Source organism: Streptomyces sp. NBC_01171, assembly GCF_045039805.1.
GTDB lineage: Bacteria > Actinomycetota > Actinomycetes > Streptomycetales > Streptomycetaceae > Streptomyces.
Genome location: NZ_CP108609.1, coordinates 2,810,938 through 2,825,030, shown reverse-complemented (window position 1 = coordinate 2,825,030; position 14,093 = coordinate 2,810,938). Strand labels below are relative to the sequence as shown.

The following is a 14,093-nucleotide window of genomic DNA, read 5'->3' as shown; positions in this document are numbered from 1 at the left end:
GTCAGGTTGTCGTGGAAAGGTGTTGGTATGGACGTCGGACTCAAGCGCGAGCTGGAGGACAAGGTCCGCTCCGGTGAGCGGCTGACCCGTGAGGACGGCATCGCGCTCTACGAGTCGGACGACCTGGCGTGGCTCGGCGGCCTCGCCCACGAGGTGCGCACGCGCAAGAACGGCGACGTGGTCCACTTCAACGTCAACCGTCACCTCAACATGACCAACGTGTGCACGGCGTCCTGCGCCTACTGCTCGTTCCAGCGCAAGCCGGGCGAGAAGGACGCGTACACGATGCGCATCGAGGAGGCCGTGAAGCTGGCCAAGGCGATGGAGTCGGAGAACCTCACCGAGCTGCACATCGTCAACGGCCTGCACCCGAACCTGCCGTGGCGCTACTACCCGCGCTCGCTGCGGGAGCTGAAGGCGGCCCTGCCGCACGTCTCCCTGAAGGCGTTCACGGCGACGGAGATCCACCACTTCGAGACCATCTCCGGCCTGTCGGCGTCCGAGATCCTCGACGAACTGATCGACGCGGGGCTGGAGTCGCTGACCGGCGGCGGCGCCGAGATCTTCGACTGGGAGGTCCGCCAGCACATCGTGGACCACCGCACCCACTGGGAAGACTGGTCCCGTATCCACCGCCTGGCGCACGAGAAGGGGCTCAAGACCCCGGCCACGATGCTCTACGGGCACATCGAGGAGCCCCGGCACCGTGTGGACCACGTGCTGCGGCTGCGCGAACTCCAGGACGAGACCGGCGGTTTCCAGGTCTTCATCCCGCTGCGCTACCAGCACGACTTCGTGGACATGAAGGACGGCAAGGTCCGCAACCGCCTCCAGGCACGCACCCAGATGGCGACCGGCGCCGAGGCGCTGAAGACGTTCGCCGTCTCCCGGCTGCTGTTCGACAACGTGCCGCACGTGAAGGTGTTCTGGGTGATGCACGGCGTGCAGACCGCCCAGCTCGCCCTCCAGCACGGCGCGGACGACATGGACGGCTCGGTCGTCGAGTACAAGATCACGCACGACGCGGACAACTACGGCACGCCGAACAAGCTGACCCGCGAGGACCTGCTCGACCTGATCCGCGACGCGGGCTTCCGCCCGGTGGAGCGGAACACCCGGTACGAGATCATCCGCGAGTACGAGGGCCCGGACCCGCTGCGCCGGGAGACCCCGCAGGCGATGCGCGTCTGACCGTACGGACGTTGGTTGAGCCGGGGCCGAGGTAAGGACTACCTTGGCCCCGTGTCTCTTACCTTCACCCTGGACCCCGCCGTCACCCCCGACCTGCGCGACGGCCTGCTCGACCTGTGGGTGGACGTCACCAACGCGGGCGGCGCCGTTGGCTTCGTGGCGCCCGCCACTCGGGAGGACATACGTCCCGAGCTGGTCCGCTCGCTGGCCCGGCTCGCCCAGGGGCACAGCAGGCTGCTGGTCGGACAGGACGATGAGGACGGGGCGGGGCGGGTCGCCGCGACCGCGTTCCTCACCTTCAACACGCACCGGCTGATGGGCCACTGGCTCTGGCTGTACACGGTGATGGTCCACCCCAAGTACCAGGGCCGCGGCTACGGCCGCGACTTGCTGGCGGCCGCCGCCGACGCCGCGCGGGGGATCGACGGCATCGACGCGATACGGCTGGGCTGCCGGGGCGGCCTGGGCCTGGAGCGCTTCTACGCCTCCTGCGGCTACCGTGAGGTGGGCCGCGTACCGGACGCCATCCGGGTCGCCCCCGGCGACCACCGCGACGACGTCACCATGCTCCTGACCCTGCGCTGAGCCCGCCCACCCCCTGCCAAGATCGGGTAGGGCACGTGCTTCACTGGACGGTGCACGTCTTTGGGGCCGAAACGACACGGAAGAGTGGATTGAGATGCTCCGCTACACGCTGATGCGCCTCGGCGTCTTCGCCGGCTGCCTCGTGGTGGCCTGGGGAGCCGTCTACTCCGGGATCTTCCCGCGCGGGTTCGGCGCCTCCAACCTCTTCTGGATCGTGCTGCTCGCCATGGTGCTCTCGGCGCCCATCAGTTGGGTGGTGCTGCGCAAGGAGCGCGAGCGGGCCTCGGTCCAGGTGGCCGGCCGGGTGGAGCGGATGAAGGCCAACCTGGACGCCAACCGCAGCCAGGAGGACGCGGCCGAGGCGCCCAGCCGGGCTTCCTGACCCCGCCCCCGAAGCGGAACATCCCTCACGAAACCTCCGGGACTGCACACACCCGGCGCCGGACCACCGCCCGATGTGCACAGGGTCACCACAGGTGCCTCGTACGATCGCCAGCCTGAACGGCGGCGCACCGGTGTGACGGACGGCCGCCCTGAACGCCCCGGTGCGCGGGGCGCGTATGTCATGCAGCAAGCAGTACGCCGCTGCACGTCCCAGGAGCCGCCCGTGACCGCCCTGTATCCCAACGCCCCCGTCTCACCCGCCCCGCGCGTCTCGGCCCTCGACTACGACGGCCGTCCGGTGCTGGTGGAGCCGGAGATCCGGCGCCTGGACGGGGCCGTGCGGGAAGTGGCGGTGCCCCCCTTCGCGCCCCCGGTCACCCACGGCTCGCTGGCCGACCTGCCCTTCGACAACGCGGAGGCCGCGCCGGGCGCGGTGGTGCTCAGCCGGAAGAACGCGTCCGGCGACTGGGAGGACGTCACCGCCGAGCGGTTCGCCGCCGAGGTGCTGGCGGTGGCGCGCGGGCTGATCTCGGAGGGGCTGATGCCCGGCGAGCGGATCGCCGTCATGGCCCGCACCCGGTACGAGTGGACCCTGCTGGACTTCGCCGCCTGGGCGGCCGGCCTGGTCACCGTGCCCGTCTACCCGACCTCCTCGGTCTACCAGACCCGCTGGATACTCCAGGACTCCGGCGCTGTCGCCCTGATCACCGAGACCACCGCCCAGGGCGCCGCCATCGCGCCCGAACTCGCCCAACTGCCGGAGCTGCGGCACGTCTGGGTCATGGACGAGGGACACGTGGGGCTGCTCGCCGAGGCGGGCGCGGGCACACCGGACGGTGAGGTCGCCGTACGCCGGGGCATGCTGGGCCCCGACACGCTCGCCACCCTGATCTACACCTCGGGCACCACCGGCCGCCCCAAGGGCTGCGCCCTCTCGCACGGCAACTTCTTCGCCGAGGTCGACAACGCCATCGAACTCCTCCACCCGGTGTTCAAGGCGACGACCGGCGAGGAGGCGTCGGTGCTGCTGTTCCTGCCGATGTCCCACGTCTTCGGCCGCATGGTCGCCATCGCCTGCGTCCGGGCCCGCGTACGCCTCGGCCACGCGCCCAGTCTCAAGCCCGAGCATCTGCTGCCGGACCTGGCCGCGTTCCGGCCGACCTGCCTGCTGACCATCCCGTACATGCTGGAGAAGGTGTACAACAGCGCCCGCGCGAAGGCCGAGACGAGCGGCAAGGCCGCCGCCTTCGACCGAGCCGCCGCCACCGCAGTGCGCTACGGCGAGGCGCTGGAGGCCCGCCAGACCGGCACCGGCAACGGCCCGAACGCGGCGCTCAAGGCCAGCCGTTCGTTCTACGACCCGCTCGCCTACCGCAAGCTGCGCGCCGCCATGGGCGGCAAGGTCCGCTACGCCATCTGCGGCGGCTCCCCCCTCGGCCGCCGCCTGGCCGCCTTCTTCGCGGGCGCCGGCATCGAGATCTTCGAGGGGTACGGCCTCACCGAGTCCACCGCCGCCACCACGGTCACCCCGCCGCTGCGGCCCCGCCTCGGCACCGTCGGCTGGCCGCTGCCCGGCACCCGGGTCCGGATCGCGGCCGACGGGGAGATCCTGATCTCCGGCGACCACGTGCTGCGCGGCTACTGGGACCAGCAGGCGGGCGGTGTCGTCCCCGCGACCCGCGACGGCTGGCTCGCCACCGGCGACCTGGGCGAGCTGGACGACGACGGCTACCTCACCATCACCGGCCGCAAGAAGGAGCTGCTGATCACGGCGGGCGGCAAGTCGGTGGCCCCGGCCCCGCTGGAGAACTGGCTGCGCCAGCATCCCCTGATCTCCCACTGCCTCCTCGTCGGTGACGGCCGCCCCTACATCGGCGCCCTCATCACCCTGGACCCGGACGGCATCAACCACTGGCGCCAGATGAACGGCAAGCACCCGGTGCCGCCGGAACTCCTCGTCGGTGACCCGGACTTGAACGCCGTGCTGTGGGACGCGATCGAGCAGGCCAACCAGCTCGTCTCCCGCCCCGAGTCCATCCGCCGCTTCACCGTCCTGCCCGGCGACTTCACCGAGCACACCGGCCACCTCACCCCGTCCATGAAGCTCCGCCGCGCCCGCATCCTGCGGGACTTCGCGGACGCGGTGGAGGGTCTGTACGACGGGTCGGGTCAGGTCACCGGTCCCTGACCCGGGCCCACTTGGGCCAGCAGGTACGCCTGCGGGACGGGTTCCGTGGGGCCGGGCTCGCGCACCGTACGGGAGTTCAGGGCGAACCCGGCCTCCGTCAGCAGCGCGGCCATGCGTTCCGGGTCGCGGCGCAGGAAGTCGAGGCTGACCGGGTGGCCCCACGGCTGATCGTGGCGCCGGGGTTCCTCGCCCGCCTGGAAGGCCAGCAGCAGATGCCCGCCCGGCGCCAGTACGCGGCGGAACTCGGCGAACAGGGCGGGGAGTCGTTCCACCGGGGTGTGGATGCTGGAGTACCAGGACACGACACCGGCCAGCTTCCCGTCGGGGAGGTCCAGCTCCAGCATGGAGCCCTGTTCGAAGCGCAGGCCGGGGTTCTCGCGGCGGGCGATCGCCAGCATGGCGGGGGAGAGGTCGAGTCCGAACACATCGAGGCCCTCGGCGGCGAGGAACCCGGTGACCCGGCCGGGCCCGCACCCCAGGTCGGCCACCGCCGCGCCCGGCCCCACCAGCTCCGCGAACACCCTCAGCAGGGCCCGGTCGAAGGGCTGGGCCAGATGGGCGTCCCGGAAATGATCGGAGTAGTCCTCGGCGATCGCGTCGTAGAACGTCCGGGTCGCGGCGAGGAAGTCGGGGGAGGCGGGGGAGTCGGTCATGGGGAGCGACCCTAGGGGTTCCGGGGACTTCCCCGCGGCCGTTCGGGTGAGAAGTCCGGGGCCGGAATGCCTCTGCCGCCGGTGATCAATGCGCGGCGGGCGGGACGCGGAATTCGTCCGGAATTCATCGGGGTGTCGCGCGGGGACGCCGGGAAAAGGCAGGAGCCCCGTCGCCGGAAGGCGTGGGGCTCCTTGGGTACTGCACTCAGGTTCTGCGATCAGGCAGTGATCAGACGGGAGTGACGTTCTCCGCCTGCGGACCCTTCGGGCCCTGGGTCACGTCGAAGTTCACCTGCTGGTTCTCCTCGAGGGAGCGGAAGCCGGTGGCGTTGATCGCGGAGTAGTGAACGAAGACGTCGGGGCCGCCGCCCTCCTGGGCGATGAAGCCAAAGCCCTTTTCGGCGTTGAACCACTTAACGGTTCCGGTAGCCATAAGCCCTCCTTGGGCCCAAAAGGGTTGCCCTGCTCCAGAACCTGCAAGTGCGAACGGTGCTGCACGACTGCATTCATCTGAAAACGACGAGAGCCCGCGGTCACATGCTCCGCAGGCTCTGTACTGCAAGGGAAACCAAACTGCAACTTGCGGCGAGCCTAGCATGCAGCCACCGGAAAGCAATAGAGGTCAAGATCACGTCACCCGAATGTTTGAACCCTCTGCCGGGGGCGCACCCGACGGGCCGGTCGGGGAGGCGTATCGCAAGGGGTCTAGTCTCGCGATGTGGACAATTCTCGCACCCGGCCGCGCGTCGGCCACATCCAGTTCCTCAACTGCCTGCCCCTCTACTGGGGGCTCGCGAGAACCGGCACGCTCCTGGACTTCGAGCTGACCAAGGACACCCCGGAGAAGCTCAGCGAGCAGCTCGTGCGCGGTGATCTCGACATCGGCCCCATCACGCTCGTGGAATTCCTGCGCAACGCCGGTGACCTGGTCGCTTTCCCGGACATCGCGGTGGGCTGCGACGGCCCGGTGATGTCCTGCGTGATCGTCTCGCAGGTGCCCCTGGACGAGCTGGACGGCGCGCGTGTCGCCCTCGGCTCGACCTCGCGGACCTCGGTCCGCCTGGCCCAGTTGCTGCTGGCCGAGCGGTACGGGGTGCGGCCGGAGTACTACACCTGCCCGCCCGACCTGAGCCTGATGATGCAGGAGGCGGACGCCGCCGTCCTCATCGGCGACGCGGCCCTGCGCGCCAACCTGCTCGACGCGCCGCGGTACGGCCTTCAGGTGCACGACCTGGGCGCGCTGTGGAAGGAGTGGACGGGACTGCCGTTCGTCTTCGCGGTGTGGGCCGCGCGGCGCGATTACGCCGAACGCGAGCCGGAGATCACCCGCAAGGTGCACGAGGCGTTTCTCGCCTCCCGGAACGTGTCCCTGGAGGAGGTCACCAAGGTCGCCGAGCAGGCCGCCCGCTGGGAGGCGTTCGACGAGGCGACCCTGGAGCAGTACTTCACCACCCTCGACTTCTCCTTCGGCCCCCCGCAACTGAAGGCGGTCGCGGAGTTCGCCCGCCGCGTCGGCCCCACGACCGGCTTCCCGGCCGACGTGAAGGTGGAACTGCTCGGGGCGTAATCACTACGCTGCGAGGGCGCGGCTTTACGGGGGAGCCCGCGGGGGAGGGGTCGCCATGCAGCCGCTCGGAGCGGACGAACCGGCCGCCGTCGGCCCGTACCGACTGCTGGGCCGGCTCGGCTCCGGCGGCATGGGACGCGTCTACCTGGGCCGCAGCGCGGGCGGCCGGACTGTCGCGGTGAAGATCGTCCACCCCCAGTACGCCCTGGACGAGGAGTTCCGGGCGAGGTTCCGCCGCGAGGTCGCGGCCGCACGCCGGGTGGGCGGCGCCTGGACCGCGCCCGTGCTCGACGCCGACCCGGACGCCCCGGTCCCCTGGGCCGCCACGGCGTACGCGGCGGGCCCCTCCCTCGCCCAGGCCGTCACCGCCCACGGCCCCCTGCTCCACCACACCGTGCGGGCGCTGGGCGCCGGCCTCGCCGAGGCGCTGGCCACCGTCCACGCGCTGGACCTCGTCCACCGGGACGTGAAGCCCTCCAACGTGCTGCTCACCCTGGACGGCCCGCTGCTGATCGACTTCGGCATCGCCCGCGCCACCACCGGCACCGCCTCCCTCACCGCGACCGGCGCCTCGGTGGGCTCACCCGGCTACATGGCCCCCGAACAGATCCTCGGCGGCCGCGTCACCGGCGCGGCGGACGTCTTCTCCCTGGGCGCGGTCCTCGCCTACGCGGCGACCGGCACCCCGCCCTTCCCCGGCGACTCCTCGGCCGCCCTGCTCTACAAGGTGGTGCACGAGGAACCGGAACTCGGCTCCCTGGCCGGTGAGTCGCGCGAGATCGCGGCCGCCTGCCTGGCCAAGGACCCGGCCCGGCGCCCCGCCCCCGCCGACCTCGCCCGCCGCCTCGCCCCGCAGGGCGCCGCCTCCCTGATGACCGGCGGCTGGCTCCCCGGCCCCCTGGTCGAGCAGGTCAGCCGGAGCGCGGTGCAGATCCTCAACCTGGAGGCGTCCGCCGACGCGCCCTCGGGCCCGGTGGACTTCAGCAGCCCGGCGGTGCCGGGGGAGTTCGGCCCGGCCCCGGTGATGACCCCGGCCCCGGAGGCGGCGCCCGGCAGGGTGAGCGTCAGCTTGGTGGCGACCTCGGCACCGGGGGAGCGGGGACGCGGGCGCCGGATGAGCTGCACGGTGGCCCTCGCGGTGGCGGGCGCGCTGGCGGCGGTCTCCCTGGGCGTCACGACCTGGCTGCACCCCGGCTCCGGCGACGGCGACGACACGGCGGGCAGCGCCCCGAGCCACTCCGCCCCGGCCGACCGCGCCGGCGCGATCCCGGCCCGCTACCTGGGCACCTGGGAGGGCAGGGCCACCGCCCTGGACGGCGCGCTGCCCATGGGCACCTTCCGCGTCACGGTCCACCAGGCCACGGTGGGCAAGGAACTGGGCAACCTGCGCCAGACCGACCAACTGGGCGGGATCTGCGTCGACATCCTCACCCTGAAGCAGGTGAACTCCACTCGCCTGCTGGCCACGTCGACCGGCGCCAAGAGCAACCACAAGGGCTGCGACCCCGCCCCGCACGAGATCCGGCTGACCCCCACCGGAGACCACCTGGCCTACACCTCCACCAGCGCGGCGGAGGGCAACCCCGAGGCCCGCCTGTCCAAGGTGACCCCCGATGACTGACCTGCTCCCGACGGCACTGGCCGCCCTGTGGGGCGCACTGACAGGCGCCCTGCTCCCGAGAGCCGCGTACCGCTTCACGACCCCGCAGGGCGCCCCCTGGCGCACGACGTGCGAGGCGGACCACCCCTTGACCGGCTGGCTGGGCACGACTCCGTGCCCCGGATGCCCCCGCACGACAGCGGTGACCCTCCCCGCGATCACGGCGGCGATCTGCGCCCTCCTGGCCCTGGCGACGGGCCCCCGCCCCGAACTGGCGGCCTGGCTGACCCTGACCCCGGTGGCGATCCTCCTGACAACGGTGGACCTACGAGTACACCGCCTCCCGGACCCCCTGACCCTCCCCCTCACCCCCGCGGTCCTGCTCCTCCTGGCCCTGGCGACACAGCTCCCGGACCACACCGGCTCCTACCGCACAGCCCTCTACGGAGCCCTGACCCTGGGCGCCGCCTACCTGGCCCTCCACCTCCTCAACCCCTCCGGCATGGGCTTCGGGGACGTGAAACTCGCCCCGGCCCTGGGCGCGTCCCTCGGCTGGTACGGCTGGCCGACCCTGATGCTCGGCACGTTCGCCACCTTCACGACGGGCGCGCTCTACGGCGTAGCCCTCCTCCTCACCCGCCGGGCCACCCGCAAGTCGGCCATCCCCTTCGGCCCTTTCCTGCTGACCGGCACGCTGCTGGGCGTACTGGCAGGCGCGTACACCTCCTGAGCGAGCCCCCACACGGCCTGAAGTCGGTTGATCAACGACGCTGGCGTAGGCTGACGAAGTCCGCCCACCCGTCTCCCGCCCCCACCCTTGTTTCGAGCGCTACGCGCACTGTCCTTGATTAACCCTTGACGAAAGGGACGCCCGGTGACCGAGAAGGCCGAACTCGCTTCTTTGGATGTCGCAGCCGTGCTGGACCGAGCCGCAGCGGGCGGACGCATCACGCCCGAGGAAGCGCTCGTCCTCTACCGCGACGCCCCCCTGCACGCGCTCGGCGCGGCCGCCGACGCCGTGCGCCGCCGCAAGTACGCGGGTACCGAGCACATCGCCACGTACATCATCGAGCGCAACATCAACTACACGAACGTGTGCGTCACGGCGTGCAAGTTCTGCGCCTTCTACGCGGCCCCGAAGGACACCAAGAAGGGCTGGACCCGCGACCTGGACGACATCCTGCGCCGCTGCGCGGAGACGGTCGAACTGGGCGGCACCCAGATCATGTTCCAGGGCGGACACCACCCGGACTACGGCGTCGAGTACTACGAGACGCACTTCAAGGCGATCAAGGACGCGTTCCCCCAGTTGGTCATCCACTCCCTCGGCGCGTCCGAGGTCGAGCACATGGCCAGGATCTCCAAGGTGTCGGTGGAGGAGGCCATCACCCGCATCCACCAGGCGGGCCTGGACTCCTTCGCGGGCGCCGGGGCCGAGCTGCTCCCGGCTCGCCCCCGCAAGGCCATCGCCCCGCTGAAGGAGAGCGGCGAGCGCTGGCTGGAGATCATGGAGACGGCGCACAACCTGGGCGTGGAGTCGACGTCCACCATGCTGATGGGCACGGGCGAGACGAACGCGGAGCGCATCGAGCACCTGCGCATGATCCGGGACGTGCAGGACCGTACGGGCGGCTTCCGGGCCTTCATCCCGTACACCTACCAGCCCGAGAACAACCACCTGAAGGGCCGCACGCAGGCGACGCTCTTCGAGTACCTGCGCATGATCGCCATCGCCCGCCTGTTCATGGACAACGTCCAGCACATCCAGGGCTCGTGGCTGACCACGGGCAAGGAAGTGGGACAGCTCTCGCTGCACTACGGCGCGGACGACCTGGGCTCGATCATGCTGGAGGAGAACGTGGTCTCCTCGGCCGGCGCCAAGCACCGCAGCAACCGCCTGGAGATCATCGACCTGATCCGCAAGGCAGGCCGCACGCCCGCCCAGCGGGCAACCACCTACGAGCACCTGGTGGTGCACGACGACCCGGCGAACGACCCGGTCGACGACAGGGTGGTCTCCCACATCTCCTCGACAGCGATCGAGGGCGGCACGGCCCACCCCGAACTGAAGCTGATCGCCTCCAACTAGCCACAAAGTGCCGACACTTCACGTAGCCGAGAACTCCCCGGAGACGGCGGTCCTGATCGACGGGTCAACGGTCGTAGCCGTCGGCCCGTACGAGAACCTGACCGCCGCCGCACCGCAGGCCAGAGTGCGGCACTGGCCCGGCATCCTGCTGCCGGGCCTGCTGAACCCGTACGCCCCGGAACTCCTGGAAGCGACCTACCACCCGGACCCCCGCGAGGCGGACGCACTGGGCACCGAGCCCATCACCGGAGAACGGGCGCAGGCGATCTTCCGCGGCGACCCGTCCCGCCTGGGCGCGAGCGCCCGCAGGGGCGTACAACGCATGCTGGCCCACGGCACCGTGGCAGTGGCAGGCGACCTACGCACGCGCACGGTGGCAGACGTAGTACGCAGAGCGGGTTTGGCGGTAGGCCAACGCCCACCCCGCCTGCCCGGCCCGCCGTCTCTCTCCCCGACGCCCCTCATCCTCCTGCCACCCCTGGCACGGTCGGGAGCCGCCCGCTTCGCGGTATTCGATGTCGCGTCGCGCGAGGAGTTGGTGAAGCGCGGCGCAAGCACCTGCGTGGCGACGGTGATGGCGGGCCGCCTCGTATACCGCGGCCGCTGACCGAATCGCCGGAAGAGCCGGCAACGGCGCCGAGGGGACGTGTCGGGGGGTGTCCGCCCGCAGCGGCCGGCGAAACACCAAGTCCAGCGCATCGAAGAAACAGAAGTCGCCGGACCGAGGACGGACACCCCCCGGCGCGGCCCCGCCCCACGACGCACCCGTCCCGAACCGAAGCGAAGACGACCGGCCTGCAACAATGACCGGGTGACCCGCGCTTCCTTGAACAAGCAGCCCCACGAAGTCGCCGAGATGTTCGACGACGTGGCGGAACGGTACGACCTCACGAACGACGTGCTGTCGCTGGGCCAGGACCGCCGCTGGCGCAAGGAGGTGGCGAAGGCGGTGGACGCACGCCCCGCGCAGAAGGTCCTGGACCTGGCGGCGGGCACGGCGACGTCATCGCTCCCCTTCGCCCGCGCAGGCGCCTACGTGGTCCCCTGCGACTTCTCCCTGGGCATGCTCCAGGTGGGCAAGAAGAAGCACCCGTGGCTCCCGCTCACGGCGGGGGACGCGACGAAGCTGCCGTTCAAGGACGACACCTTCGACGCGGTGACGATCTCCTTCGGCCTGCGCAACGTCCAGGACACGGACGCCGCGCTGAGGGAGCTGTACCGGGTGACGAAGCCGGGCGGCAGGGTGGTGATCTGCGAGTTCTCGCACCCCACGTGGACCCCGTTCCGCACGGTGTACACGGAGTACCTGATGCGGGCGCTGCCCCCGGTGGCCCGCTCGGTGTCGTCGAACCCGGACGCGTACGTGTACCTGGCGGAATCCATCCGAGCCTGGCCCGACCAGCCGGCGCTGGCGGAGAAGCTCCAGAAGGCGGGCTGGTCGAGGGTGGCCTGGCGAAACCTGACGGGCGGAGTGGTGGCCCTGCACAGGGGCTTCAAGCAGTCCTGACGAAGCACACCTCACCGAGCGATCACCTCGAACGCGTCCCCGGGCTCCCCGAGTTCCCGCTGAAGCCCCCCGGAGGGCGGCCCGGGAAGCCGGGGCTCCCGCACACCCCCACCTCCCTCACCCTCCCCGAAGTCGAACCACACGTAGACGACGGAGTCGGGCGGAACTTCGGCCCCGGGCGCGGGGAACTGCCGTACGACGTAGTCCACGACGAGCCCGGCCAGCTCGGGCCGGTCCGGCGCGTTGAGGAACAGTCCCCGAGCCCGGGCGGCCGCACGGGCGTCCACGGCCATGAGCCCGACGAACCGAGGCACCCGCACCTCGGGCGTTTTGGGTGGTATTCGCACTGATGTCACCCCCAGCGGTACTGGCAGGGTAACTCCGGGGAGCCCGACCCGGAAGCGACATCTGTCTTTCTGTAACAATCAGCTACCGAGAGTCACAACTCAAGGGCGTAGCAAAGCCCTTGCCGCTCGGAAGCGGGGGTGACGAACCGCTCGGAGAGCCGCATCCCCAGCCGCTGGGTGACAGCGATGGACCGTTCGTTCTCGGCGTCGACCATGGCGACAACCCGCGGAACCCCGGCGGAGCGAACCCGCTCGAGACAATCCGCAGCGGCGGCGGACGCGTACCCCAGCCCCCAGTGCGGCCGCCCCAGCCGCCACCCGATCTCGATCTCCCCGGCGGGCCCCCACGCGTGCGGCCAGGGCTGAGCCCCGGTGAATCCGACGACGTCCCCGGAGCCGTCGAGCACGGACCACAGACAGAACCCCAGCTCGGCGTCGTGCCGCCGCTGCCGGGCGGTGAGTTCCTCGTACACGGACAGCTCGGCCGCCCGCCCCCCGTGGAACCGCATGACCTCGGGATCGGCGAAGACCCGGTGCCAGGCGAAGGCGTCCTCGTCGGTGGGCACACGCAGCCGTACTACGGGGGGAGTTCGGTTCACGGGGCAGCCCTTCAGCCGGTTGATCAATTCTGCTGAATAGACTGCCCATGTCCAGTGCCCGTCGGCACGAAGATTCACAACCTTGGGGAGAACCCGCCGTGACTGAGCCCCTCTCCGACAACACCGCAGACGTGATCGTCGTGGGCGCGGGGCCGGCCGGCTCCACCACCGCCTACCACCTCGCCAAGGCCGGACTCGACGTCCTGCTGCTGGAGAAGACCGAGTTCCCGAGGGAGAAGGTCTGCGGTGACGGCCTGACCCCGCGCGCGGTCAAGCAGCTCGTGGCCATGGGTATCGACATCTCCGAGGAGGCGGGCTGGCTGCGCAACAAGGGCCTGCGCATCATCGGTGGGGGCTCCCGGCTCCAGTTGGACTGGCCCGATCTCGCCTCGTACCCGAACTTCGGGCTGGTGCGGAAGCGGGACGACTTCGACGAGCAGTTGGCCCGGCAGGCGCAGAAGGCGGGCGCCCGGCTGTTCGAGCTGTGCAATGTGAGCGGGCCGATCGTCGACGACCGTACGGGCCGGATCACCGGCGTGACGGCGAAGCTGGGCGACGACAAGCGCCCGGTGACCTTCCACGCACCGCTCGTGGTCGCCGCCGACGGCAACTCCACCCGGCTCTCCCTGGCCATGGGCCTGCACCGCCGGGAGGACCGCCCGATGGGCGTCGCGGTGCGTACGTACTTCGAGTCGCCACGTCACGAGGACGACTACCTGGAGTCCTGGCTGGAGCTGTGGGACCGCCGGGGCGCCCAGGACCGCCTCCTGCCCGGCTACGGCTGGATCTTCGGCATGGGCGACGGCACGTCGAACGTGGGCCTCGGCGTGCTGAACACCTCGGAGTCCTTCAAGGAGCTGGACTGGCGCGAGGTGCTCAAGGCGTGGTGCGCGTCGATGCCGGAGGAGTGGGGCTACACCCCGGAGCACATGACGGGCCCGATCCGGGGCGCGGCCCTGCCGATGGCCTTCAACCGGCAGCCGCACTACACCAAGGGCCTGCTGCTGGTCGGTGACGCCGGCGGCATGGTGAACCCCTTCAACGGCGAGGGCATCGCCTACGCCATGGAGTCCGGCCAGCTCGCCGCCGACGTCATCGTGCAGGCCCACGCCCGCCCGACCCCGGCCACCCGTGAGATCGCCCTCCAGCGCTACCCCCGCGTCCTGAAGGACACCTACGGCGGCTACTACACCCTCGGCCGCGCCTTCGTAAAACTCATCGGCAACCCCAAGGTCATGCAGATCGGCGCCCAACGCGGCCTGACCCACCCCCTCCTGATGAAGTTCGTCCTGAAGCTCCTCGCCAACCTCACCGATCCCACCGGCGGCGACACCATGGACCGAGTCATCAACGGCCTCACCAAGGTGGCCCCGAAGGCGTGAG

The 14,093-nt window shown here is 70.8% G+C and carries 15 protein-coding genes; 11 read left to right on the top strand and 4 right to left on the bottom strand.

Annotation, left to right across the window (positions count from 1 at the left end; translation table 11 throughout):
* Positions 1-27: 27 nt before the first annotated feature.
* The 4 genes from mqnE to OG448_RS12885 all read left to right on the top strand — a co-directional run bounded on the left by mqnE (position 28) and on the right by OG448_RS12885 (position 4,348).
* Positions 28-1,191, top strand: coding sequence for an aminofutalosine synthase MqnE (gene mqnE / locus OG448_RS12900; protein WP_030813748.1), 1,164 nt, complete (start codon positions 28-30; stop codon positions 1,189-1,191).
* Positions 1,192-1,242: 51 nt separating this feature from the next.
* Positions 1,243-1,776, top strand: a complete 534-nt coding sequence (locus OG448_RS12895) for a GNAT family N-acetyltransferase (protein WP_405553654.1) — start codon at positions 1,243-1,245, stop codon at positions 1,774-1,776.
* A gap of 94 nt (positions 1,777-1,870) precedes the next feature.
* Positions 1,871-2,158, top strand: a complete 288-nt coding sequence (locus OG448_RS12890) for a DUF4229 domain-containing protein (RefSeq protein ID WP_405553652.1) — start codon at positions 1,871-1,873, stop codon at positions 2,156-2,158.
* 183 nt (positions 2,159-2,341) lie between these two features.
* On the top strand, positions 2,342-4,348 hold the full coding sequence (locus tag OG448_RS12885; RefSeq protein WP_405553650.1) for an AMP-dependent synthetase/ligase: 2,007 nt from the start codon (positions 2,342-2,344) through the stop codon (positions 4,346-4,348).
* Here the strand turns inward: OG448_RS12885 and OG448_RS12880 are convergent.
* A complete protein-coding gene (locus tag OG448_RS12880; protein WP_405553648.1) occupies positions 4,330-5,001 on the bottom strand; it encodes a class I SAM-dependent DNA methyltransferase in 672 nt (223 codons plus the stop codon). The two genes, OG448_RS12885 and OG448_RS12880, sit on opposite strands and share 19 nt — an antisense overlap.
* A gap of 229 nt (positions 5,002-5,230) precedes the next feature.
* Positions 5,231-5,434 (bottom strand): cold-shock protein, encoded by a 204-nt coding sequence (locus OG448_RS12875; RefSeq protein WP_030813734.1) that lies wholly within the window; start codon positions 5,432-5,434, stop codon positions 5,231-5,233.
* A gap of 285 nt (positions 5,435-5,719) precedes the next feature.
* On the opposite strand from OG448_RS12875, the gene OG448_RS12870 reads away from it, so the two are divergent.
* The 6 genes from OG448_RS12870 (at position 5,720) to OG448_RS12845 (ending at position 11,764) form a co-directional block, all read left to right on the top strand.
* Positions 5,720-6,568, top strand: a complete 849-nt coding sequence (locus OG448_RS12870; protein ID WP_405553646.1) for a menaquinone biosynthetic enzyme MqnA/MqnD family protein — start codon at positions 5,720-5,722, stop codon at positions 6,566-6,568.
* A gap of 55 nt (positions 6,569-6,623) precedes the next feature.
* Positions 6,624-8,189, top strand: a complete 1,566-nt coding sequence (locus OG448_RS12865; RefSeq protein ID WP_405553644.1) for a serine/threonine-protein kinase — start codon at positions 6,624-6,626, stop codon at positions 8,187-8,189.
* Positions 8,182-8,898, top strand: coding sequence for a prepilin peptidase (locus OG448_RS12860; protein ID WP_405553642.1), 717 nt, complete (start codon positions 8,182-8,184; stop codon positions 8,896-8,898). The genes OG448_RS12865 and OG448_RS12860 overlap by 8 nt, the downstream gene beginning before the upstream one ends.
* 144 nt (positions 8,899-9,042) lie before the next feature.
* Positions 9,043-10,257: a cyclic dehypoxanthinyl futalosine synthase gene (mqnC, locus tag OG448_RS12855; RefSeq protein WP_405553640.1), complete on the top strand. Its 1,215-nt coding sequence runs from the start codon at positions 9,043-9,045 to the stop codon at positions 10,255-10,257.
* A 7-nt stretch (positions 10,258-10,264) separates the two neighbouring features.
* Positions 10,265-10,864: an imidazolonepropionase-like domain-containing protein gene (locus OG448_RS12850; protein WP_405553638.1), complete on the top strand. Its 600-nt coding sequence runs from the start codon at positions 10,265-10,267 to the stop codon at positions 10,862-10,864.
* Between the two features lie 204 nt (positions 10,865-11,068).
* Positions 11,069-11,764: a demethylmenaquinone methyltransferase gene (locus OG448_RS12845; protein WP_405553637.1), complete on the top strand. Its 696-nt coding sequence runs from the start codon at positions 11,069-11,071 to the stop codon at positions 11,762-11,764.
* A gap of 11 nt (positions 11,765-11,775) precedes the next feature.
* Here OG448_RS12845 and OG448_RS12840 read toward each other — a convergent pair whose 3' ends face one another.
* Together OG448_RS12840 and OG448_RS12835 are read right to left on the bottom strand one after the other, a co-directional pair.
* The gene (locus OG448_RS12840) at positions 11,776-12,084 is read right to left on the bottom strand and encodes a PASTA domain-containing protein (RefSeq protein WP_405553635.1); all 309 of its coding nucleotides are present in this window, start codon (positions 12,082-12,084) and stop codon (positions 11,776-11,778) included.
* Positions 12,085-12,203: 119 nt separating this feature from the next.
* Complete coding sequence (locus tag OG448_RS12835; RefSeq protein WP_405553633.1) at positions 12,204-12,710, bottom strand: GNAT family N-acetyltransferase; 507 nt, start codon at positions 12,708-12,710, stop codon at positions 12,204-12,206.
* 47 nt (positions 12,711-12,757) lie between these two features.
* Here OG448_RS12835 and OG448_RS12830 point away from each other — a divergent pair, with 47 nt between their 5' ends.
* Positions 12,758-14,092: a geranylgeranyl reductase family protein gene (locus OG448_RS12830; RefSeq protein WP_405553631.1), complete on the top strand. Its 1,335-nt coding sequence runs from the start codon at positions 12,758-12,760 to the stop codon at positions 14,090-14,092.
* Position 14,093 lies beyond the last annotated feature (1 nt).